The sequence below is a fragment of the Streptomyces paromomycinus genome (assembly GCF_003865155.1).
GTDB lineage: Bacteria > Actinomycetota > Actinomycetes > Streptomycetales > Streptomycetaceae > Streptomyces > Streptomyces chrestomyceticus.
This window is the reverse complement of record NZ_BHZD01000001.1, coordinates 8,985,821-9,007,687: the sequence shown is the minus strand read 5'-3', so window position 1 is coordinate 9,007,687 and position 21,867 is coordinate 8,985,821. Positions and strand designations below refer to the sequence as shown.

General features: G+C 71.6%; 23 protein-coding genes and 1 pseudogene. 17 read left to right on the top strand and 7 right to left on the bottom strand.

The genetic code is table 11. The features are described from left to right. Positions 1–179 precede the first annotated feature (179 nt). The 3 genes from OEIGOIKO_RS38285 to OEIGOIKO_RS38270 all read left to right on the top strand — a co-directional run bounded on the left by OEIGOIKO_RS38285 (position 180) and on the right by OEIGOIKO_RS38270 (position 3,316). The gene (locus tag OEIGOIKO_RS38285) at positions 180–995 is read left to right on the top strand and encodes a GntR family transcriptional regulator (RefSeq protein WP_125057896.1); all 816 of its coding nucleotides are present in this window, start codon (positions 180–182) and stop codon (positions 993–995) included. After that, complete coding sequence (locus OEIGOIKO_RS38275; RefSeq protein ID WP_246177830.1) at positions 992–2,581, top strand: MFS transporter; 1,590 nt, start codon at positions 992–994, stop codon at positions 2,579–2,581. Before OEIGOIKO_RS38285 ends, OEIGOIKO_RS38275 begins: the two co-directional genes overlap by 4 nt. 75 nt (positions 2,582–2,656) lie before the next feature. Further along, complete coding sequence (locus OEIGOIKO_RS38270) at positions 2,657–3,316, top strand: GNAT family N-acetyltransferase (RefSeq protein ID WP_125057895.1); 660 nt, start codon at positions 2,657–2,659, stop codon at positions 3,314–3,316. A gap of 70 nt (positions 3,317–3,386) precedes the next feature. Here the strand turns inward: OEIGOIKO_RS38270 and gcl are convergent, their stop codons facing one another. Beyond that, positions 3,387–5,165 carry a glyoxylate carboligase gene (gene gcl / locus OEIGOIKO_RS38265; protein WP_125057894.1) on the bottom strand — a complete coding sequence of 593 codons (1,779 nt, stop codon included), beginning with the start codon at positions 5,163–5,165 and terminating at the stop codon, positions 3,387–3,389. A gap of 628 nt (positions 5,166–5,793) precedes the next feature. On the opposite strand from gcl, the gene OEIGOIKO_RS42400 reads away from it, so the two are divergent. The 5 genes and pseudogenes from OEIGOIKO_RS42400 (at position 5,794) to OEIGOIKO_RS38235 (ending at position 9,441) form a co-directional block, all read left to right on the top strand. Further along, the gene (locus OEIGOIKO_RS42400) at positions 5,794–6,894 is read left to right on the top strand and encodes an SLATT domain-containing protein (RefSeq protein ID WP_218040034.1); all 1,101 of its coding nucleotides are present in this window, start codon (positions 5,794–5,796) and stop codon (positions 6,892–6,894) included. Positions 6,895–7,166: 272 nt separating this feature from the next. After that, the gene (locus OEIGOIKO_RS38250; RefSeq protein WP_125057893.1) at positions 7,167–7,439 is read left to right on the top strand and encodes a hypothetical protein; all 273 of its coding nucleotides are present in this window, start codon (positions 7,167–7,169) and stop codon (positions 7,437–7,439) included. Beyond that, the gene (locus tag OEIGOIKO_RS38245) at positions 7,436–7,876 is read left to right on the top strand and encodes a PIN domain-containing protein (protein WP_125057892.1); all 441 of its coding nucleotides are present in this window, start codon (positions 7,436–7,438) and stop codon (positions 7,874–7,876) included. Before OEIGOIKO_RS38250 ends, OEIGOIKO_RS38245 begins: the two co-directional genes overlap by 4 nt. Before the next feature lie 238 nt (positions 7,877–8,114). Beyond that, a pseudogene (locus OEIGOIKO_RS38240) lies at positions 8,115–8,315 on the top strand (hypothetical protein); the annotation flags it as partial. A 373-nt stretch (positions 8,316–8,688) separates the two neighbouring features. Beyond that, complete coding sequence (locus OEIGOIKO_RS38235; RefSeq protein ID WP_170251972.1) at positions 8,689–9,441, top strand: type 1 glutamine amidotransferase; 753 nt, start codon at positions 8,689–8,691, stop codon at positions 9,439–9,441. An 11-nt stretch (positions 9,442–9,452) separates the two neighbouring features. On the opposite strand, the gene OEIGOIKO_RS38225 is transcribed toward OEIGOIKO_RS38235, so the two are convergent. Then, positions 9,453–10,031 (bottom strand): ATP-binding protein, encoded by a 579-nt coding sequence (locus OEIGOIKO_RS38225; protein ID WP_125057891.1) that lies wholly within the window; start codon positions 10,029–10,031, stop codon positions 9,453–9,455. Between the two features lie 162 nt (positions 10,032–10,193). On the opposite strand from OEIGOIKO_RS38225, the gene OEIGOIKO_RS38220 reads away from it, so the two are divergent. From OEIGOIKO_RS38220 to OEIGOIKO_RS38210, 3 genes are all read left to right on the top strand, one after another. Next, positions 10,194–10,985 (top strand): alpha/beta fold hydrolase, encoded by a 792-nt coding sequence (locus OEIGOIKO_RS38220; RefSeq protein WP_125057890.1) that lies wholly within the window; start codon positions 10,194–10,196, stop codon positions 10,983–10,985. A gap of 118 nt (positions 10,986–11,103) precedes the next feature. Further along, on the top strand, positions 11,104–11,508 hold the full coding sequence (locus tag OEIGOIKO_RS38215) for a hypothetical protein (RefSeq protein ID WP_125057889.1): 405 nt from the start codon (positions 11,104–11,106) through the stop codon (positions 11,506–11,508). A gap of 182 nt (positions 11,509–11,690) precedes the next feature. Next, positions 11,691–11,852, top strand: coding sequence for a hypothetical protein (locus OEIGOIKO_RS38210; RefSeq protein ID WP_226048747.1), 162 nt, complete (start codon positions 11,691–11,693; stop codon positions 11,850–11,852). Positions 11,853–11,871: 19 nt separating this feature from the next. On the opposite strand, the gene OEIGOIKO_RS38205 is transcribed toward OEIGOIKO_RS38210, so the two are convergent. Then, positions 11,872–12,450 carry a hypothetical protein gene (locus tag OEIGOIKO_RS38205; protein WP_125057887.1) on the bottom strand — a complete coding sequence of 193 codons (579 nt, stop codon included), beginning with the start codon at positions 12,448–12,450 and terminating at the stop codon, positions 11,872–11,874. Positions 12,451–12,510: 60 nt separating this feature from the next. Beyond that, on the bottom strand, positions 12,511–13,737 hold the full coding sequence (locus OEIGOIKO_RS38200; protein ID WP_125057886.1) for an acyl-CoA dehydrogenase family protein: 1,227 nt from the start codon (positions 13,735–13,737) through the stop codon (positions 12,511–12,513). Between the two features lie 185 nt (positions 13,738–13,922). Between OEIGOIKO_RS38200 and OEIGOIKO_RS38195 the strand changes: the two genes are divergently transcribed. Further along, positions 13,923–14,651 carry a TetR family transcriptional regulator gene (locus OEIGOIKO_RS38195; RefSeq protein WP_246177829.1) on the top strand — a complete coding sequence of 243 codons (729 nt, stop codon included), beginning with the start codon at positions 13,923–13,925 and terminating at the stop codon, positions 14,649–14,651. 14 nt (positions 14,652–14,665) lie between these two features. Here OEIGOIKO_RS38195 and def read toward each other — a convergent pair whose 3' ends face one another. After that, the gene (gene def, locus OEIGOIKO_RS38190; RefSeq protein ID WP_125057885.1) at positions 14,666–15,226 is read right to left on the bottom strand and encodes a peptide deformylase; all 561 of its coding nucleotides are present in this window, start codon (positions 15,224–15,226) and stop codon (positions 14,666–14,668) included. Positions 15,227–15,437: 211 nt separating this feature from the next. Between def and OEIGOIKO_RS38185 the strand changes: the two genes are divergently transcribed. The 5 genes from OEIGOIKO_RS38185 to OEIGOIKO_RS41970 all read left to right on the top strand — a co-directional run bounded on the left by OEIGOIKO_RS38185 (position 15,438) and on the right by OEIGOIKO_RS41970 (position 20,043). Further along, positions 15,438–16,676, top strand: a complete 1,239-nt coding sequence (locus OEIGOIKO_RS38185; RefSeq protein ID WP_125057884.1) for a MurT ligase domain-containing protein — start codon at positions 15,438–15,440, stop codon at positions 16,674–16,676. A 37-nt stretch (positions 16,677–16,713) separates the two neighbouring features. Continuing rightward, a complete protein-coding gene (locus tag OEIGOIKO_RS38180; protein ID WP_073762623.1) occupies positions 16,714–17,442 on the top strand; it encodes a type 1 glutamine amidotransferase in 729 nt (242 codons plus the stop codon). A 192-nt stretch (positions 17,443–17,634) separates the two neighbouring features. Next, positions 17,635–18,660 carry a 6-phosphofructokinase gene (locus tag OEIGOIKO_RS38175; protein ID WP_125057883.1) on the top strand — a complete coding sequence of 342 codons (1,026 nt, stop codon included), beginning with the start codon at positions 17,635–17,637 and terminating at the stop codon, positions 18,658–18,660. A 138-nt stretch (positions 18,661–18,798) separates the two neighbouring features. After that, entirely contained in the window at positions 18,799–19,764 is a 966-nt protein-coding gene (locus OEIGOIKO_RS38170) for a cytochrome c oxidase assembly protein (protein WP_125057882.1), read from the top strand. Between the two features lie 120 nt (positions 19,765–19,884). Continuing rightward, on the top strand, positions 19,885–20,043 hold the full coding sequence (locus OEIGOIKO_RS41970) for a hypothetical protein (RefSeq protein ID WP_170251971.1): 159 nt from the start codon (positions 19,885–19,887) through the stop codon (positions 20,041–20,043). 84 nt (positions 20,044–20,127) lie between these two features. On the opposite strand, the gene OEIGOIKO_RS38165 is transcribed toward OEIGOIKO_RS41970, so the two are convergent. Beyond that, positions 20,128–20,712 carry a dihydrofolate reductase family protein gene (locus OEIGOIKO_RS38165; RefSeq protein ID WP_125057881.1) on the bottom strand — a complete coding sequence of 195 codons (585 nt, stop codon included), beginning with the start codon at positions 20,710–20,712 and terminating at the stop codon, positions 20,128–20,130. Positions 20,713–20,936: 224 nt separating this feature from the next. Then, complete coding sequence (locus tag OEIGOIKO_RS38160; protein WP_174857271.1) at positions 20,937–21,521, bottom strand: AMIN-like domain-containing (lipo)protein; 585 nt, start codon at positions 21,519–21,521, stop codon at positions 20,937–20,939. Positions 21,522–21,867 lie beyond the last annotated feature (346 nt).

Here is a 21,867-nt window from a genome sequence, read left to right as displayed (position 1 = left end):
CACGAGCGCGCCGCCTCAGGTGGCGGAACTCCCCGACACGGTGCACAACCTCCCACGTCCCAGCGTTGTCGCAGGTCAGAGCGGGTGGCGTAACTTCGGCGAAATGTGCGGAGCCTAGGTTGGGCAGACGCCCGGCACCGAGTCGCCCGGCGTGCCCCGAGCCGAGTTGCGGAGATCCCATGACCGCGTCGCCGTCCGAACCGACCGCCGCTCCCGCAAGCCCCGGCCCCCACCCTCACCCCCGCCCCCGGCCCCGCGCGGACCGGGCCCGGCAGGTCGCGGAAGTACTGCGCCGGCAGATCGCCTCCGGCGCCTTCCCCTCCGGCGTCCTGCCGGACGAGCGGAGCCTGATCGCCGACCACGGCGCCTCACGGAACACCGTCCGCGAGGCGCTGGGCGTGCTGCGCGACGAGGGCGTGGTGGAACGGAGGCAGGGCGTGGGCACGGTGATCCGGCGCCGTACGTACGAGCACACGCTGGAGCGGCTGACCGGACTGGCCGAGACCCTGTCGGCGTACGGGCGGGTCAGCAACGAGGTGCGGGTCGCCGACGTGCTCCGGCCGCCCCGGGAAGTGGCGCGCAAGCTGTGCGTCCCCGACGACGGACAGGTCGTCTACATCGAGCGGCTGCGCCGCCTCGGCGACGACCCGCTGTCACTGGACCTCACCTACCTGACCACCGACATCGGGCGGCCGCTGCTGGACGCGGACCTGGCGGGCCGGGACCTGTTCAGCCTGATCGAGGAGTCGGTCGGCGGCCCGCTGGGTTCGGCGAGTGTGACCGTGCACGCGGTCAACGCGGACCCCGGCACCTCGGCCCTGCTCGGAACCCCGCCGGGACAGGCGGTGTTCACCGTCGAGCGGCTGACCCGGATGCCGGACGGACGCCCCGTGGACCTGGAGTTCCTGCGCGTCCGAGGCGACCGGCTGGCGTTCCGCGCGGAACTGGGCCGGGGCACCGGCGTACCCGACAGCCCGACAGGTGACAACCGATGACCCGCACCACACCCACCTCTTCCGCCTCCCCTGCCTCCCCCGCCTCCCCCGCCTCCTCCGAATCCGCTTCTCCCCACCCCCCGAACCCCGCCCCCACCGGCCCGAACCACCCCACCGGCCCCAACCGCCTCACCATCGCCGTGATGTGCCTGTGCGTCACCCTCGTCGTCGGCATGGTCTCCGCCGTCAACCTCGCCATCCCGTCACTGTCCCGCAGCCCGCTGCACCCCTCCGCCGAGGCGGTGGTGTGGGTCGTGGACGGGTACGTGGTGTTCTTCGCCTGTCTGCTCGTCCCGGCGGGCGCCCTCGCGGACCGGCTGGGCCGCAAAGGCACGCTGCTGAGCGGGATGGCGCTGTTCACTGCGGGATCCGCGCTGTGCGCCGCCGCGCCCGGCATCGCGGTGGTGATCGCCGGCCGGATGCTCAGCGGGGTCGGGGCCGCCGCTGTACTGCCGACGACGCTGGCCCTGCTGGTCGCGGACGCGGCGCCAGAGCGGCGGGCCCGGCTGGTCGCGGTGTGGGCGTCGATGACGGGCCTGGCGGCGGTCCTGGGCAACGTCGGGGGCGGCGCGGCCCTTCAGGCCGGTTCCTGGCGGGCCCTGTTCGTGTGCGTCGCCCCGCCGGCCCTCCTGGCCCTCGTCCTGATCGCCGCCTGCACCCCGGCCGCCGTACGCCACGACCGCCCGGTCTCCCCGCTCTCGGCGGGCCTGCTGACCGCCGGGTTCCTGTCCCTGCTGGCGGGCATCGTCTCCGGACCCGAGTCGGGCTGGCTGAGCGTACGGACCGTGGGCGGCTTCGCCCTCGCCGCCGTACTGCTGACCTGCTGGGTACGGTACGAACTTGGGCGGCCGCACCCGATGCTGGACCCGCGGCTCTTCGCCCTGCCGGTCGTGCGGGCGGGAGCGCTGGGCCTGGCGCTGGCCTTCGTCGGCATGTTCGGCCTGTTCTACGTCAACGGCCAGTACCTTCAGTACGCGCAAGGCCATTCGCCGCTGGGGGCAGGTGTACGTCTGCTGCCGATGGCGGCCGCGCTGCTGCTGGCCCCGCGCTGTGCGACGGCAATGGAGCAGCGGCTGGGCGGCCGGGCCACCGTGGGTACAGGGCTGCTGGTACTGGCGGCGGGCCTGGCCACCGTGTCGACGGTGAGCGCGCACACCCCGTACGTCCGCTACGCCGCCGGTGCGACACTGACAGCGGCCGGCTGCGGCCTGGCCACCCCCCTGCTCTCGCACGGCATGATGTCGGCACTGCCGCCGGACCGGGCGGGAACCGGCTCCGGACTACAGAGCCTCGCCCGCGAGTTGGGCAGCGCGCTCGGCATCGCAATCAGCGGCAGCATCGTCACCGCCCTCTTCACCGCCCACCTGCCCGCCGTCCTGAACGGCCCGCACCCGCCGACAACCGTGGCCGCGGCAGAACGGCAACTGAGCGGCGCGTCCGGCCCGGCGGGCGGCGGCCTGCACGACGCGGTGCTCGACGCCTTCACCGGCTCGCTCGACGTCGCGATGCTGGTCCTGGCCGCGGTGGTCGTGGCGGGCGGGGCGCTGGTGGTCGCGTGGTACCCGGGGCGCCGTACGCGCACCTGATGGCAACCCGGGCGTACGCCCGGGGACGTTCACCGGCAGCCCGCCACCCCGTACGGCCGCTGGCATGATCCACCCATGACTTCAGCCATGCAGGCCACCACGCGGCCCACCACGCCCTCCCCGATACCCCCCGTCGTACCCACCGGCCGCATGCGGGACAGTGAGCAGCCCACCCTCCCGCTCACCACGGACGCCGAGTTACGCCCGTGGCGCCCCACCGACGCGCACGCACTGGTCGCCGCCTGCCAGGACCCGGACATCCAGCAGTGGAACCGGCCCGCGCAGGTCTCACCGGAGGCCGCGCGGGCCAAAATCGCGCACTGGCACCAGCGGTGGCACGACGAACAGGCCGCCATCTGGGCCGTCGCGGACGGGAAGGACGGCGGGAAGGACGGCGGGAAGGACGGCGCGGCGGTGGGGCTGGTCGGACTCGCCGACCTGGACCTCGCAGGCGGCAGCGCGGAGTTCCTCTACTGGCTGCTCCCGGCCGCGCGCGGGCGCGGGCTCGCGGTGTCGGCAACCGTACGGATCAGCCGGTGGGCCCTGGAGGATCTCGGCCTGCACCGGCTGCGGCTCACCCACTCCGTGGCCAACCCGGCGTCCTGCCAGGTGGCGGCCAAGGCGGGCTTCCGGCTGGAAGGCACCATGCGTAGCGCGCTCCTGCACGCCGACGGCTGGCACGACGAGCATCTGCACGCCCGTGCAGCGGGCGACGACTGGCCCGCGGACGCCTGAGCCACCGCTGAGCCACCGTCGCCCCAGAGCATGGAGGCCGAGCGGGCGGGGGCACCGGCCCCCGCCCGGCTCACCTCATCGGCACGACGGCGGTCGGCGCGTGGCCGGGCTCGGTGGCCAGGTCCTCGAACTCGTTGACGCTGCCGATGTCGGTGCCGCTCATCGCGATGTTGGTGACCCGCTCCAGGATCGCCTCGACGATCACCGGGACCCGGTGTTCGGCGGCCAGCTTCTTGGCCTCCTCGAAGGCGGGCAGCAGCTGGTCCGGCTCGGTGACGCGGATCGCCTTGCAGCCCAGGCCCTCGGCGACCTTGACGTGGTCCACGCCGTAGACGCCGAGTTCGGGGGTGTTGATGTTCTCGAACTCCAGGGTGACCTGGTAGTCCATGTCGAAGTTGCGCTGTGCCTGGCGGATCAGGCCCAGGTAAGAGTTGTTGACCAGCACGTGCACGTACGGGATGCGGTGCTGGGCGCCGACCGCCAGCTCCTCCAGCATGAACTGGAAGTCGTAGTCCCCGGAGAGCGCGACGACGCTGCCGTCGGGGTCGGCGGTAGCGACGCCCAGCGCGGCCGGGATGGTCCAGCCCAGCGGCCCGGCCTGGCCGCAGTTGATCCAGTGGCGCGGCTTGTAGACGTGCAGCAGCTGGGCGCCGGCGATCTGCGAGAGGCCGATGGTGGTGACGTACCGGGTCTCGGGCCCGAAGGCGCGGTTCATCTCCTCGTACACCCGCTGCGGCTTGAGCGGCACGTTGTCGAAGTGCGTACGGCGCTGGAGCGTGGCCTTGCGCTGCTGGGCCGAGGCGGCCCACTCGCCGCGGTCGGGCAGTTCGCCGGCGGCCTTCAGTTCCTTGGCGACCTCCACGAACAGTTCCAGCGCGGCCTTGGCGTCGGAGGCGATGCCGTAGTCCGGGGCGAAGATCTTGCCGATCTGGGTGGGCTCGATGTCGACGTGCACGAAGGTGCGGCCCTGCGTGTAGACGTCCAGCTTGCCGGTGTGCCGGTTGGCCCAGCGGTTGCCGATACCGAGGACGAAGTCGGACTCCAGGAAGGTCGCGTTGCCGTAGCGGTGCGAGGTCTGGAGGCCCACCATGCCGGCGTTGAGGCGGTGGTCGTCGGGGAGCGTGCCCCAGCCCATCAGGGTGGGGATGACGGGGACGCCGGTCAGCTCGGCGAACTCGACGAGCAGGTCCGAGGCGTCGGCGTTGATGATGCCGCCGCCCGCGACGAGCAGCGGGCGCTCGGCGGCGTTCAGCATGGCGAGGGCCTTCTCGACCTGCTTGCGCGTCGCCTTCGGCCGGTGCACCGGCAGCGGCTCGTACGTCTCCGGGTCGAACTCGATCTCCGTCAGCTGCACGTCGATCGGCAGGTCGATCAGGACCGGCCCGGGGCGGCCGGAGCGCATCAGGTGGAACGCCTGCTGGAAGACGCCGGGGACCTGGGCCGCCTCCAGGACGGTGGTCGCGGCCTTGGTGACGGGGGCGGCGATCGCGGCGATGTCGACGGCCTGGAAGTCCTCCTTGTGGATCACCGCGGTCGGCGCCTGGCCGGTGATGCACAGGATCGGGATCGAGTCACCGGTCGCGGAGTACAGACCGGTGATCATGTCGGTGCCGGCAGGTCCGGACGTGCCGACGCAGACGCCGATGTTGCCGGGGTGGGCGCGGGTGTAGCCCTCGGCCATGTGGGAGGCGCCCTCGACGTGGCGGGCGAGCGTGTGGTGGATGCCGCCACCGGCCCGCAGCGCCGCGTAGAACGGGTTGATCGCCGCGCCCGGCACACCGAACGCGTCGGTCACACCCTCGCGCTTGAGGATCTCCACAGCCGCACGGGCGGCGGTCATTCGAGGCATCGAGTACTCCTGCGTCGGCCGGTCGGGGTCGCGCTCCGGCCCGGGGGCGGAAGCGGCGTCAGCTTCATTGTTTCCGCATCATGGAATCTAAGTTTTACTTTGCGGAAGTACCGAAGAAAGTAGAGCGTGCCCTTTCCGCCGTCAAGGGATTCGGCTGGCTGATCCGGCGGGCCTGGTCCAGCGGTCCTCACGCACGGATTGGCGCCGCGACGACGGGATCAGGCTGGACACCGGGACCGGGTGCGAGAACTGCCAGCACGTGATCCACATCCGCCACGCCCGGATCGGCACGAACATTGACCGGGACCTCCCCGGCCCGTCCGACGGCCAGCGGCGGCGCGTCCTTGAGGAGCGGCTGCGCGAGCAGGCGGCTGTCGAGGCGGAGGCGGCAACCTGCACGGGTGAAGCCCCGCCCGGCCCGACCTCGTCGGCCAGGTCAGGCACTCCGCTTGGCGGACGAAGAGAGCCAGAGCCCTCGCGGGTCCAGCTGGTGTCGACCGGATTCCGCCGCTTACATGGCCGGATCTAACGTTCGATCCTCTTCGATGACGAACTGCAACTACCCTCTGCATTCCTCACGCCGACAGGTCGCAACGGGCATCGTGAACATGAAGCAACGGGGAGAACTTTGGACGACGCCTATCCGCTTCTCATTGCCGTCGGCGTGGGCTCATTAATCATGCTTACTGGTGTCGCTGGTGGGGTATTCCTTGTCATCTCCGTACTCAAGAACGCCCACCTTGTGCAGCACGGAGGAGCTCCCGGTGACCTGCCAGACAACACAGCACCGGAAGCGCCGACGAGTCGCAGGAAGGCACTCAAGTCTTCCCCGCCTAGCGCAAGTTCACCCTTGAATAGCGAAAGGTCAGAGACGCCGATGCAAGTTACATCAGGGGACGCAGCCGCCAGGGCAGAGCTCCTCATCAAACACAAGAAGGATATCGCTGAACTTCGGGTTGCCTTACGGATCAGAAGTGCCCAGACACTGACCCGCTGGGTCTCCGGGACTCTAGCTGTCGTTCTACTCTTCGCCTTCATCATTGCGAACGTGGCTGCGGGATGGTCTGCGATGGCTCTCGCAAACAAAATCACCATCCCCGTGTTCGTACTCAGCGTCGGAACATTTCTGGCGGTTAATTCCGCAGAAAAGAGAGCGAGAAGCACGCACTCGGGGCATCAGGGAGGAAATCTCTACGGGAAGGCAGCACGTGAACTGAAGATCGAACTCGAAGCAGCGGAAGAGCGGCGCCTGCTGGATGCCGCCCAGCTCGGACTACCAGTAGAAGACCGCCAATACTCCTATAAGGACTCAATTCCAACAGAGCTCGACAGCCTCCGTAGAGACGGAAGAAAGTACAGGAGAAGGCACAACCTGGCTCAAACTATAATCATCCTCGGCTCGCTGGGGGGAACCGCCGTCACGGCCCTTGCCGACACGCCAGCCCCTCTCAAGTACTGGGCCATGGGCATCACCTTCTCCGTCGGCGCAGCGGCAGGCTTCACCGGGTACTACAAGTGGCGCGAGCGGGCGTTCTACCTCCAGCAGACAGCGGACGATATGGAACGCCACGCTACAGCTTTTGAGTTGGGTATTTACCCTTACGACGACTCCGATGAATCCACCAGACTATCCAAACTCGCCAAGGAAATCGAGCTTTTGAGAGTTGAGCAACGCAAACGCGAGCAACAACTTGACCAGCCACATGAAGGAAGTGCAGAAGTTGTCTAGACACTCATCCGCCTAGCGGCATGCACCGTCAGCCGATGGCTACTCGCTTCCGCCGCCACCTGGCGGGGGCAGCCTGAATGATCGCGCGTCTCGCTGCCCGCCCATGAAGAAAAATCTCTGGCTGAAGCACACTGGCTCAAAATCCGGACTGACCAAGGCACCATCAGCCGAAAGAGTCACCGGTCGGAATGAGCTATGAAGTCGGCTTGCCCGGCCAACCAACCGCTGACCCGGCGCACTGGGGAGCGGACAACCACGACAGGAGCGCCAGGATGAGCGACCAGCCGCCCCCGGAGTTGCCGCCCGAGGACGGGCCCAGCATCACCGTGCACGTCACGGCTACGGGCGCCACCGCGGACTATCTGCGCCAGCTGGCAGCGGTCACCGGCCAGTCCCCTCAAGCTCTCGCCATCCAGTGGGCCGCGGGCCAGGTTCTCGTCCCCGAGACGGCGTTCGGAGACGACCCGGCCGTACCCGACTGGCCCGCGCTGTTCGAAGGCCCGCCGGACCTGTCCGAACACGCCCACGCCTACCTGCGCCGGTGACCGCTTCACCGGCCTTCGCCGTCGCCGGCACCTCGGTCCTGCTCGCGGTCTTCAACGCCCGAGACCGCAACCACCACGCCGCCCGCGAGGTGCTCGGACTGCCCCGCACGCTGATCATCTCCCCGCTGTGCCTGGCCGAACTCGACTACCTGCTCACCCGGCAGGCCGGCGAACGGGCCGCCCTCGGTGCCGTACGCCATCTGACCGCCCTGGCCCGTCTTGGCCGCGCACAGATCGCCGACGTGGACGGTGAACTCCGCTTGCGCCTCCGGCTTTCCCCGGAGACAGCGTCTTACCGTTCCGCCATGACCAGACGATTACTCGCGGACACCCAAGCCCTGTTGGCGAACAAACAGATCCACACTGGCACACTGCCCCAGATGGCCGCCGGCCTCGGCGTCACACCAGCCGCCATCCATGCGTTCCTCATGCCCTGATCGCCGGCTTACGCGAGCGCCGCTGGCGTCCTACTGGCGAACTGCCCACCATCACCGCGCTCGCTCGCGAGGCCCGGAACCTCCGTAACCGGCGTTGCCTATTGGCTCAACGGAACGGTGCGCCGTGAAGCCGGGGCCGCTCGGTCCCCCGCCCCGATGGCGCAGGACAGGCGTCAGTGACGGCATGTCGGGCCTGAGCCTTTCCGCCTTTCCGCTGCTCGACTGGCGTGCGATTTAGGTGCGGGTGACCTCTGTGGCCACTGAGAACGAGCTGTTCAACGCCGTCGATGCGCTGCTGGAGCAAGTCGCGCAGGACGACCTGCCGGTCCCGGCTCCTGCAGAGCGCAAGCGTTTGCGTAAGGCGGCGGGCCTGAGTCAGGCGCAGATCGCCACGGCGCTGAACGCCCGCCGCGAGGCGATGGGGAACTGGGAAGCGGGAAGGAGCGAGCCGCGGCCGCCGAAGCGCGCCGCGTACGCCCGGCTCCTGGAGGGCCTCGCCGCCCGCTTCCCCGCCCCAGCCTCCGCCGCGCCCACCGCAGCCCCGGCGCCAGCGGTCCCGGAGGCGTTGACCGGCCCAGCGCCGGAACCGGTCCTGGCGCCCGCGCCCGACGCCGTCTCGCCGCCCCGCCCGAAGGCGGAGGATCGCCATACGGAGCAGGCCTCGGCAGCCCGGTGCGTCGAAGAACACGAAGGCGCGGCCGGGACCGGCCCAGGGCATCGGCCAATGCGCCGCGGCAAGGCCGTGACCAGGCACGTTAAGCTGCCCCTCGCCCTGTTACCGCTTTGCCGCCCCCTCCCGAGGAGACCGCACCATGCCCCCGCGCACCGTCCTGATGCTCCAGCACGTAGAGGTCGAGAAGCCCGGGCTGATCCTGGACGCCCTGGACGGCAGCGGCCTGCGCGTCGACATCCGCAACCTGATCGACACGCCGGGCGCCTCGGCGGACGACCTGCCGCCGCTGTCCGACCTGGCCGGGCTGGTCGTCATGGGCGGCCCGATGAACGCCGACGCCACGACGGAGCACCCGGCGCTGAAGGTCGAGCGGGACCTGCTGGCCGACGCGCTGCGGGCCGGTGTCCCGACGCTGGGCGTGTGCCTCGGCGCCCAGCTCCTCGCCCGCGCCCAGGGCTTGGCCGTACGGCCCGCCGCCGAACTCGGCCGCGGCAGCGAGATCGGCTGGTCCGCGCTGGACGACGTGGACCGCGCCGACCCGTTCGTCGGCCCGCTGGCCGACGCCCCGGCCGTACTCCACTGGCACGGTGACCGCATCGTGCCCGCGCCCGGCACCCGCGTCCTGGCCCGTACCGGCACCACGGAGTGCCAGGCGTTCCGCGCCGGTCCGGCCGCCTGGGGCATCCAGTTCCACTTGGAGGTCACGCCCGGCCTCTTGGACGAGTGGCTCGTCGAGCCCTCCTTCACCACCGAGGCCACGGACGCCCTCGGCCCCGACGCCACGGCCCGGCTGCGGGCCGACGCCCTGGCCGCGGCCCCCGCCCTGCGCCCCCTGGCCGAGCGGAGCCTGGCGCACCTGCGGACCCTGTTCATGGAGCGCGCGGGACTCTGATCGCCGCGGTCCTACGAGGCGGAGCCCCCGGACCGCTCACCGGCCCCGCCCCGCCCCGTCCCCCCGCCGAGCCACACCCCGATCACCTCGAACGCCACCGAGACCACGGACCGCCCAGTCGTGTCGATCACCGTCGTGCCCGGCGGTTCCGGTCGTGCGAGGGCCGCGTGCTGACGGGCCGTACGGGCGAGCTGGTCCGCCGCCCCGGAACCGATCTCCCGGCGGCGGACCCGGCGCTCCAGGGTGGGCACGTCGGCGGTCAGCCGTACGGGGGTGATGCCGGCGTCCGGTACGGCGTCGGCGATCCACGCCAGCTCCCGTTCCAGGGTGACGAACACGCCCGTCAGGATCAGCCGGGTGTGGCCGACCCCGGCCAGGTTGGCCCAGACCGCGGCGAGGTTGCGGCGGGACAGCTCGCTCGGCGCGAGGCCGGGCGGCGGCCAGGGGTGCACCTGGTCCAGCTGGTCGGTGTCGAGCAGGGCGTGCGGGACGTCGGCGCGGCCGAGCTGGTGGGACACCTCGTACGCCGTCGTGGACTTGCCGACCCCGGCGGCGCCGCACAGAACCAGGATCTCCGTCGTGGGCTGCATCGTCCCCATGGTGAGCCGACGGCACCCGCCTCGCCAGCGAATTCGCGGGCCTGAGAAGGTGTGCCCGAGCCCCGGGCGCACACCACGACACGCCCTGGCCGGGCTCGTGTCCGCAACCGCCCCGGGCCCGCCGCCCGGGTCCGACGAGCTGGAGAGACGACCGTGCGCAACGCCGTGGTGACGCCGGAGGGCGACCGTATCCGCTGGGCCGAACTGCCGGGCGCGGAACCGGCCCGCGTCTACCTGCACGGCCTCGGCGCCACCTCGCCCGCCTACTTCGCCGAGACCGCCGCCCACCCACTCCTGGCGGGTCGTCGCTCCCTGCTCCTGGACCTGCTCGGCTTCGGCATCAGCGACCGGCCCACCGGCTTCCCGTACACCCTGGAGGCGCACGCCGACGCGGTCGCCGAGGCGCTGCGCGCCGCCGGTGTGGGCGCGGCGGACGTGGTCGCCCACAGCATGGGCGGCTCGGTGGCGATCGTGCTCACTGCCCGCCACCCGGACCTGGTGGCGCGACTCGTCCTCGTGGACGCCAACCTCGACCGGATCGAGCCGCGGCGCGGCGCCGCGGGCAGCGGCGGGATCGCCGCTCTCTCCGAGGAGGAGTTCCTCGCGGGCGGCTGGGAGCGGATACGTGACGCCGCGGGCGCGCACTGGTGGTCCACGATGCGGCTGGCCGGCCTGGAGGCGCTGCACCGCAGCGCGGTCCATCTCACCCGGGGCAGCGAGCCGGTCATGCGGGAGCTGCTGATGAAACTGCCGATGGCGCGTACGTTCCTGCTGCCTGCGGACGACGGCCCGCTGCCCGGCGCGGACGCGCTCGTGGCGGCCGGTGTACGGGTGGTGGCGGTACCGGACTGCGGGCACAACATCATGCTGGACAACCCGGAGGCGTACGTACGCGCGGTCGCGGCGGCCCTGGCGCCGGAGGCGGGCGCGGCGCCCAGCGCGTAGCCGTACGGGCGGCGGCCGGGAAATGCGGGTGCCCGGCCGCCGCCTCCGTGCGAAGATCCCGCCATGCACACCACACACGTACCCGCCGCCCGGCACCCGCGCCCGGCGCGGAGGGCCCATGACGCGTAGGCGCCCCGCCCAGGTCCGGGGCGGCCTGGCAGCACGGCGGCCCGCCGCTTTCACGGTGGTGGACGGCCTCGACGCCGCCGCCCAGCTCGATGTACGCGCCCTGGAACGGTCACGCCTGACGCCCGGAGCCGTGGCCCAGGCCCTGGAGAGCTGGCGGCAGCAGGTCCGGCTGCCACGCCGTTACGTGGCTGATACGGCGTATTACGGCTGCCCCTGCTGCTGCGACGGCGGGCACGGGCGCACCGAGCTGGAACTCGCGCTGCACGCCCTGCCCCGCCGCAGCGCGCGCCAACTCCGCGCACTGGTCGAGCCGCTGGACCGCACCTTCCTCGCCCGCACGCTTCCCGACCCGCACGCGCCGGAAGACCGGCCCTGGTGGGAGCGCCGCTGCTGAGGGAAACACGTACGACCGGGCGGGCCTCGATTGACGCCGCTGAACGAGCCGTTGAGCTTCTGTTCATCGCCCTGTCGCAAGCTGGCTGAGCCGACGGCGCGGCTGTGCCGACGGGGGATGTTCCGTGCCGAGATGGGGCTGATGTCATGAACGTCGTTCAGGAACCGCTTCGCGTGCCCGCCGTGTCGTTACCGCGCCAGCTGCCCGCGGGCAGCGCCCGGTCGCTGCCGATGCTGGACGCGGTGGTGGAGGTGCTGCGCGCCGCCGGTGAGGACGTGCACGTGGTGTACTCCGCGCACGGCGACGTGTTCAAGGTGGTGCCGCGGCAGGACATGGCCGCCTGAACGGGCCGGGGCCGCCCGGTCAGCTGTCGCCCTGCCGCAGCAGGACGTTGCGGCAGGCGGTGGAGAAGTTGCTGAGACAGGCGTGGACATCCGCCCTGCGGTCCGCGACGCACTCCCGTACGGCGTCGGGCTGCGCCTGTTCGTGGGCCTCCGGCGGCACGGCCAGTTCGCGGTACGCCGCCACGAAGGCATCGGTCGCGCCGATCAGCGCGCGTGCGGCGTCGTGGACCTCCACGGGCCCCAGCATGGCCGTGGGGCTGACCGCGACCGACAGTTGCAGCCGCCGTTCCTCCACCCGCTCGACCAGTTCCTGTACGGGCCTCCGCCGTGAGAGCGCGGTGTGCAGGGCGGCGAGGGCGGCGGCCAGTTCGGCGTAGGCGCGGTTGATGTCGCCGTACACCTGGCGCCGCTCCTGGCGCACCCACTGCTCCTGCTCGTACCGGGCCTGCCCCGCCACCTGCTCGGCGAGGGCGCGCGCCGCCACCTCCGCGCTGCGCTTCGCCGCGCGATAACTGGCCAGCCCGCCGACCGCGGCCCCGAGCACCGCCCCGGCGAGCCCGATCGCACCGGCCAGGAGCGCGGCGAGTTCCTCGTCCACGGCGCCTCCTCGTACGGCGCCAAGGTACTGCCGGCGGGCGGTGCCCGGTACGAGCCGTGCCTACCGGATCGGCACCCCCGCCACCGTCCTCGCGATGACCAGGCGCTGGATCTCGCTCGTGCCCTCGAAGATCGTGTAGATCGCGGCGTCGCGGTGCATGCGCTCGACCGGGTATTCGCGGGTGTAGCCGTTGCCGCCGAGGATCTGCATCGCCTGGGCGGTCACCTTCTTGGCGGTCTCGCCGGCGAAGAGCTTGGACATGGAGCCCTCGGCCGAGGTGAACGGCTTGCCGGCGGTGGCCATCCAGGAGGCGCGCCAGACCAGGAGGCGGGCGGCGTCGATCTGGGTGCGCATGTCGGCGAGTTGGAAGGCGACGCCCTGGTTGTCGATGATCGGGCGGCCGAACTGGACGCGTTCCTTGGCGTAGTCGAGGGCGACCTCGTAGGCGGCGCGGGCGATGCCGACGGCCTGGGCGCCGACCGCCGGGCGGGACGCCTCGAAGGTGGCCATGGCGGCGTTCTTGACGCGCTCGCCGGTGCCGCGCGCCCGCTCCCTGGCCCGGGCCAGGCGCTCGTCCAGCTTCTCCTTGCCGCCGAGCAGGCAGTGGCCGGGGACGCGTACGTCCTCCAGGACGACCTCGGCGGTGTGCGAGGCGCGGATGCCGTGCTTCTTGAACTTCTGGCCCTGGGACAGGCCGGGAGTCCGCGGCGGGACGATGAAGGAGGCGTGTCCCTTGGGGCCGAGGTCCGGGTCGACGACCGCGACGACGACATGGACGTTCGCGATGCCGCCGTTGGTCGCCCAGGTCTTGGTGCCGTTGAGCACCCACTCGTCCTTGGCCTCGTCGTAGACGGCGCGGGTGCGCATCGCGGAGACGTCGGAGCCCGCGTCGGGCTCGGAGGAGCAGAAGGCGGCCACCTTCACGTCGGCGGCGTCGCCGTACATCTGCGGTATCCAGGTGCCGATCTGCTCCTCGGTGCCGTTGGCCAGGACGCCGACGGCGGCCAGACCGGTGCCGACGATGGACAGGCCGATGCCGGCGTCGCCCCAGAACAGCTCCTCCATGGCCATGGGGATGCCGAGGCCGGTCGGGTCGAAGAACTGCTGGGCGTAGAAGTCGAGCGAGTACAGACCGATCTTGGCGGCTTCCTGGATCACCGGCCAGGGGCTCTCCTCGCGCTCGTCCCACTCGGCGGCCGCGGGGCGCATCACGTCGGCGGCGAAGCCGTGGATCCAGTCCCTGACCTCCTTCTGCTCGTCGCTCAGCTCCATGGTGAACTCGGCCATGACCCCTCCAGCGGTGCGGTCCCGGACGGCTGCCGGGCAGTGTCGCCTACCTCATGTTACTTGCGGTAACCCGAGTGTGTTACCCGCGAGTAAGGGATGTCAACTCCCCCAGCCCCCCAATCACCCCGCAGTGGGAGTGTTACGTTGCGCGAGCGTCACGGATACACAAGGGCGGGGAGTGGGACATGGAAAACACCCAGCACGACAGCAGGCAGCAGGCCACCGCGGTGGAGCAGCCCGCCGCTGGGCACGGCGCCTCGGCGGACCCGCCGGACACGGTACGGCGGCAGCAGACGGCCACCGAGCGGCGGCGCCGCGAACTGCTGGAGGCCGCGGACCGGGTGGTGCTGCGCGACGGCCCGGACGCCTCGATGAACGCCATCGCGGCGGAGGCCGGCATCACCAAGCCGATCCTGTACCGGCACTTCGGCGACAAGGGCGGGCTCTACCGGGCCCTGGCCGTACGGCACACCGACGCCCTGCTGGACGGGCTGCGGGCGGCGCTGGACTCCCCCGTGCCGCGCCGGGACCGCGTCGAGGCGACGCTCGACACCTACCTGGCCGCGATCGAGGCCCGCCCGCAGGTCTACCGGTTCCTGATGCACCCCTCCGACGAGGCGCCGGGCGCCGACAAGGACACCGGCTTCGACGTCGGCCGGCACTCCGCGCCGCTGCTGCGCCGGCTCGGCGAGGAACTGGCGCAGGTGATAGGCGAGCGGCTGGACCTGGGGCCGGGCGGCGAGGAGCTGGCCCGGGTGTGGGGTCACGGGATCGTCGGCATGATGCACGCGGCCGGCGACTGGTGGCTGCGCGAACGCCCCTGCTCGCGGGCGCAATTGGTGCAGCACCTGGCGGACCTGCTGTGGGGACGGCTGGCGGCGGCCGGAGACCGGCTGGGCGGGCCCGGGTTCTGAGGAAGCGAGCCCGGTTACGAGCCCGTGGCCCGATCCCGTCCCGCCCACGGCGCGCGGGACGCGGCCCGCAGGGCCCGGCGGCGGCGCAGGCCGGTGAGGTGGTCGAGGTAGAGGCCGCCCTCCAGGTGGTCGCACTCGTGCTGGAGGCAGCGGGCGAAGAAGCCGGTGCCGGACACGGTGCGCGGCTCGCCCGTCACGCTGAACCCCTCCACCACCGCGTGGTCGTACCGCGGGGTGCCGGCCTCGATGCCGGGCACCGACAGACAGCCCTCGGGGCCGCGCACCAGAACGCCGTCGGCCTCCACCAGGCGCGGGTTGACGAGGTGTCCGAGGCGGCGCCGGTCGTCGTCGTCCGGGCAGTCGTAGACGAACACCCGCAGCGGGACGCCGACCTGGTTGGCCGCCAGTCCGACGCCCTGGGCCGCGTACATCGTCGCGAACATGTCCTCGACGAGCGTGGCGAGCCCGGCGTCGAAGTCGGTGACGTCCCGGCAGGCCGCGGCCAGGGCCGGGTCGCCGAGCAGGCGCAGGGGGCGCGGGTGGCCGGAGCTGCCGGGGATCGAGCGGGAACGCATGGGGGTAAGCGTACGTTCTGGAACGTGTGACGGCGCAGGTCGTCGCGGGTCGCGGAGGCCGCGGCACGGGTAGCGGGATTCGGGGCCGCCGCCGGATCTCGATAGGCTGATCCCCGACCGAAGCCTCCGGCCGGTCATCGGCTCCGGAGGAGGCGTTCCACCGGCAGCCCCAAGGGCGGGAGGGCGCCGGATGCAAGGAGGATCAAGGACGATGGCAGGCAACACGGAGCCGCTGTCGCCGCGGGCCAAGCTGGCCGTGACGGCGGGCAAGGCCGCGGCGGCGGTGTCGCGCGCGGCGGGCCGCGGCAGCGGATCGGTGATCGGCGGCAAGGTGGCGCTCCGGCTCGACCCGGACCTGCTGGCCCGGCTCGCCCGGCACCTGGACGTGGTGCTGGTGTCGGCGACCAACGGAAAGACGACCACGACGCGGCTGATCGCGGAGGCACTGCGGGCCAGCGGCCCGGTCGTCTCCAACGCGCTCGGCGCCAACATGCCGGCGGGCATCACCTCCGCGCTGGCCGGCGGCTCCGACGCCCGCTTCGGCGTCATCGAGGTGGACGAGAAGTACCTGGCGGGCGTGGCGCGGGACGTGACGCCCAAGGCCATAGCGCTGCTGAACCTCTCGCGCGACCAGCTCGACCGCGCCGCGGAGACCCGGATGCTCGCCGAGCACTGGCGGGAGGGGCTGGCCGGCTCCAAGGCGCTGATCATCGCCAACTGCGACGACCCGCTGATCGTGTGGGCGGCCTCGTCGTCGGCGAACGTGGTGTGGGTCGCGGCGGGCCAGGAGTGGAAGGACGACGCCTGGTCCTGCCCGTCCTGCGGCGGTGTGATGCAGCGCCCCGGCGACGACTGGTTCTGCGGCGAGTGCGGCTTCCGCCGCCCGACGCCGAGCTGGGCGCTCTCCGGCGACCACGTCCTCGACCCGCACGGCAGCGCCTGGCCGATCCGGCTCCAGCTGCCGGGCCGGGCGAACAAGGCCAACGCCACGACATCGGCGGCGGTCGCCGCGGCGTTCGGCGTGCCGCCGCAGGTCGCCCTGGAGCGGATGTACTCCGTCCAGGCCGTCGCGGGCCGCTACGACGTGGTCTCGTTCATGCAGCGCGACCTGCGTCTGCTGCTGGCGAAGAACCCGGCGGGCTGGCTGGAGACGTTCTCGCTGATCGACCCGCCGCCGACCCCGGTGATCCTGTCGGTGAACGCGCGCGGCGCGGACGGTACGGACACCTCCTGGCTGTGGGACGTCGACTACACCCGGCTGGCCGGTCACCCGATCTTCGTGATCGGCGACCGCAAGCTGGACCTGGCGGTCCGCCTGGAGGTCGCGGGCCTGGACTTCCGGGTGTGTGACACGGTGGACGAGGCGGTGCAGTCGGCTCCTCCGGGCCGTATCGAGGTCATCGCCAACTACACCGCCTTCCAGGACCTCCGCCGGCGAGTGGGGAACTGACGTGAACCAGCGACCTTCCCGACAAGGACGAGCGAGCATGAGTGACAACAGCCTGCGGCTGGTCTGGATCTACCCGGACCTGCTGAGCACGTACGGCGACCAGGGCAACGCCCTGGTGGTGGAGCGCCGGGCCCGCCAGCGCGGCCTGGACGTCCAGCGCCTCGACGTCCGCTCCGACCAGCAGATCCCCACCTCCGGCGACATCTACCTGATCGGCGGCGGCGAGGACCGGCCGCAGCGGCTGGCGGCCGAGCGGCTGCGCCGCGACGGCGGCCTGAACCGCGCGGTCTCCAACGGCGCGATCGTCTTCTCGGTGTGCGCCGGCTACCAGATCCTGGGCCACGAGTTCATCAACGACCTCGGGGAGCGGGAGCAGGGCCTGGGTCTGCTGGACGTGGTGAGCACCCGCGGCGAGGGCGAGCGCTGCGTCGGTGACGTCCTGGGCGACATCGACCCGCAGCTGAACCTCCCGCCGCTGACCGGCTTCGAGAACCACCAGGGCGTGACCCACCTGGGGCAGACGGCCCGCCCGTTCGCCCGGGTCCGCTTCGGCAAGGGCAACGGCGTCGGCGACGGCTACGAGGGCGCGTACAACGACACCGTCTTCGGTACGTACATGCACGGCCCGGTCATGGCGCGCAACCCGCACATCGCCGACCTGCTGATCAAGCTGGCGCTGGACGTCAACGCGCTGCCGCCGGCCGACGACCGCTGGTACGAGGCCCTGCGGCAGGAGCGCATCGCCGCGGCCACGCAGCCCGCGTAACGATTCGCCGCACACCGTACGACCGGGTACGCCCGCAGTGTCCGCACTGCGGGCGTCCGTGTACCGCGGGGCCCTCGCGCTTGTAGGGTGAGCGCCATCCAGCCGGACGACGGAGTCCGGGCGTCCGGTCGAGAGCCCGCGCCCGGCCGTGGCCCGGAGGACGGGCTCCGATGTGCAGAGGGTCTGCGAAACATGCGTATTGGTGTACTCACCTCCGGCGGCGACTGCCCCGGTCTGAACGCCGTCATCCGCTCCGTCGTCCACCGCGCCACCGCCGACCACGGCGACGAGGTGATCGGTTTCCGGGACGGCTGGAAGGGCCTGCTGGAGTGCGACTACCGCAAGCTGGACCTGGACGCCGTCGGCGGCATCCTGGCGCGCGGCGGCACCATCCTGGGCTCGTCCCGGGTGCAGCCCGCGCACCTGCGGGACGGCGTGGAACGGGCCCGCGGCCACGTCGCCGAGCTGGGGCTGGACGCGATCATCCCGATCGGCGGCGAGGGGACGCTGAAGGCGGCCCGGCTGCTGTCCGACGCCGGACTGCCGATCGTCGGCGTGCCCAAGACCATCGACAACGACATCGCCGCGACCGACGTGACCTTCGGCTTCGACACGGCGGTGGGCGTCGCCACCGAAGCCCTGGACCGCCTGAAGACCACCGCCGAGTCGCACCAGCGGGTGCTGATCGTCGAGGTCATGGGCCGGCACACGGGCTGGATCGCGCTGCACTCCGGGATGGCGGCGGGCGCGCACGCGATCGTCGTCCCGGAGCGTCCCTTCGACGTGGCGGAGCTGACCCGCAAGGTCGGTGAGCGGTTCGAGGCGGGCAAGAAGTTCGCGATCGTGGTGGTCGCCGAGGGCGCCAAGCCGCGCGAGGGGACGATGCCCTTCGACGTGGGCGGCACCGACATGTACGGACACGAGCGGTTCGCCGGGGTCGCCCGCCAGCTGTCGCTGGAGCTGGAGCGGCGGCTCGGCAAGGAGGCCCGCGCGGTGATCCTGGGCCATGTGCAGCGGGGCGGCACGCCGACCGCGTACGACCGGGTGCTGGCGACCCGCTTCGGCTGGCACGCGGTGGAGGCGGCGCACCGCGGCGCGTTCGGGATGATGACGGCGCTGCGCGGGACGGACATCACGCTGGTGCCGCTGGCCGAGGCGGTTCGGACGCTGAAGACGGTGCCCGGGGACCGGTACGCCGAGACGGAGTGCGTCCTGTAGCCGGAACGAGTGCCGCGCGGCGCCCCTGACAGCCCGTACGGGTGCCAGGCGCCCGCTGTGACCGCCCCCGGCCGATGCCCCGGCCGGGGGCGGTTCTAGTCTGGTCGCGGAGTATCGGTACGAATCAGGAGCGAGCGGATGGATCACGGCGGGCACGGCATGGACATGGATCTGCCGCCGTTCACGCTGGGGCGCGGCATGGAGTTCGGCGGAGACCCGTTCTTCCTGGTCGGTTGCCTGGTGGGGCTGATTCTGTACGGGTGGGCGGTGGTGCGGCTGCGGCGGCGCGGTGATCACTGGCCGGTGGGCCGGACGGTCGCCTGGGTCATCGGCGTGCTGACCGTGGCGCTCGTGATGTGCACCAAGCTCAACGACTACGGCATGGCCATGTTCAGCGTGCACATGGTGCAGCACATGGTGATCAGCATGCTGTCGCCGATCCTGCTGCTGCTCGGCGCGCCGGTGACGCTGACGCTGCGCGCGCTGCCGGCGGCCGGGCGGGGCCGCAAGGGGCCGCGTGAGCTGCTGGTGGCGCTGCTGCACAGCCGGTACATGCGGGTGATCACCCATGCGGCGTTCACCATCCCGATGTTCATCGCGAGCCTGTACGCGCTGTACTTCACGCCGCTCTTCGACTACCTGATGCAGTACCGGGTCGGGCACATCGCGATGATGGTGCACTTCCTGGTGGTGGGGCTGGTCTTCTTCTGGCCGATCATGGGCGTGGACCCCGGGCCGCACCGGCCCGGCTACGTCATGCGGATGCTGGAGCTGTTCGCGGGCATGCCCTTCCACGCGTTCTTCGGCATCGCCCTGATGATGGGCACCGAGACGATGATCAAGACGTTCGAGAACCCGCCGGCCTCACTGGGGATCGACGCGCTCAGCGACCAGAGCGCGGCCGGCGGCATCGCCTGGGCCTTCAGCGAGATCCCGTCCGTACTGGTGCTCGTCGCGCTCCTCTACCAGTGGTACAAGTCCGAGGAACGGCAGAACCAGCGCAAGGACCGCGCGGCGGCCCGGGACGGCGACCAGGAGCTGGCGGCCTACAACGCGTACCTGGCCTCCCTCCAGGCCCGTGGCCAAGGCGGCGGCGCAGGGTGACCGATTACTGACCGGAAGTCAGGCACGACAGGTAGCGGTGCGGGCCGCGGCCGGGGACGATGTCCTTGAGGCCGCGGCCCGTGGCGTTGGGCCGCCGGCCGCCGTGAGGAGGTTGCGGGGATGCCCGGATCTGCTAAGGCGATGGCGGCGATCACGGTGGGCGGACTGGTCGTGGCGACGGCCTACACCGTGGCGCTGGGCGGCAGTGGCTGGCTCTGGTTCTCCTGGGTGGTGCTGGCCCTGGTCACGATCGGAATTGTGACGGCACGGCCGTCCTGAGGCCGGGCGGGCGCGTGCGGCGTCGGGCCATACCTGCCGCGTCGCGTCCCGAGGTGCGTGGGCCCGTAGCCCGTCCGCCGGGGTTCAGCGCGCGCGGCTGTACTTCCGTACGAGCACGCCGTTGTCGAAGGTGCGGACGGAGTCCAGGGTGAAGTCGGTGACCGCGAAGTCCGTGCCGAACATCGGCATTCCCTTGCCGTACACCTGCGGATAGGTCTTGATCACCAGTTCGTCGACCTCGTCGAGCAGCTGTCCCGCGAGCTGCGAGCCGCCGCAGAGCCAGATGCCCAGGTCGCCGTCCTCGGCCTTGAGGGCACGGACGGCGCCGACGAGGTCGCCGGTGATCAGGTGCACGTTCGGGTCGGGCGACGTGCCGAGGCTGCGGGAGGCCACGTACTCGCGGAGGTGGCCGTACGGGCTGGTGGTGCCGGCGTCCAGGCCCACCTGGTAGCTGCCGCGCCCCTGGATCACCGTGTCGAACTGCTGGTTCTCGGCGTCGTGGAAGTTCAGGGCGGCACGGCCCTCGGCGGAGACGGTCTCCGGGTACTGCGTCTTGAGGAACTCCAGGAACTCCTCGTTCACGTACCGCATCATCGACGACGCGTCACCGTTCGGGTCGCCGATGAAGCCGTCGATCGAGCAGGCGACGAAATAGGTGAGCTTGCGCAAAGGGTCCTCGTTTCCGCCGGCGATGCGGCGGGCGCATCGCGGTCAGGGTCGGTCGTGGGGACGCGCGGACCTGCCTCGCGTCGCAACCACTTCGCATAGAGTGCTCCAGACGTAGTGGTGACGCAACCCTTTTCTCGCGGACGAGCCGGCCGACCGGTCGGACAGTCGGCCGGCCGGCCTTCAGGCGCGGATCACCGGCGGAGCGATCGCACGCCGGCCGCAGCTCAGGAGTGGGCGACATCCACGATGAGCTGGTTCTTCTGCTGGACGACACGGAACGGGAGCCGCTTGGCGACTCCCAGACCTATCTGCGTGTCGCCCTCGAAGCTGGACCCGAACCGGGTGTCCTTGAAGGTGCGGTAACCCTTGACGTCCACCCCCGGGAGCGGCTGGCCGGCCTTGCCCGGGTAGGTCGACTTGCCCGTCTCCGGGTCGTAGCTCGGCGCCGCCACCCGGATCTCCAGAATGGCCCCGCCGCCGACCTTGATCAGGTCGCCGGAACCGTCCTGGTGCAGCTCCTTCACGTAGCCGATCCGGTAGCCGACCGGCTTGCCGCCCGCGGTCGGCACCTCGAAGACCAGCCGGTCGTAGCAGGCGTGCTGCCCGGCCTTGATCTGCTTCAGCGGCTGGTGGTCGCGCGCGTCGGCGGACTTCAGGGCGCTCCCCCAGCCGCCGGTGTCGCATGCGGCCGACGGCGCGGCGGCCGGTGCGGCCCCCGTCGCCGGGGCGGCCGTCGCCGACACCGCCGTCGCCGACACCGCCGCGCCCGCCAGCACGACCGCCGTCAGCACAGTGCCCAAACGTCGCATCAATGACCCCGTATCTCGTTGCCCGTACGGCAACCGCCGGACTTCGGCGGCCCGTTCACTGCGCGGTCCGGTCGGTCGGATCCGGCCGGTCCGTACAGGCGATCATCGCGTACGGGTCTGACAATCGGACATCAGGTCGGCGACTTCCGGCCACCGCCCGCCCGTCCGCGGCCGGTGTGCCCTTGGCGGCACGCAGGGCCTGTGCGAGGCTCGCTGCCATCGCGGAGCCGGGTCCGGGCGTGCCGTCCCGCCGGCGCCGGTTCGTACGCATGCCGATGCGGCCGCCAGTTACGGACAGCCCGGCGCGGTGTCCGGCCCGATCGGCAGGCAGGGCCGGGGAACCGGC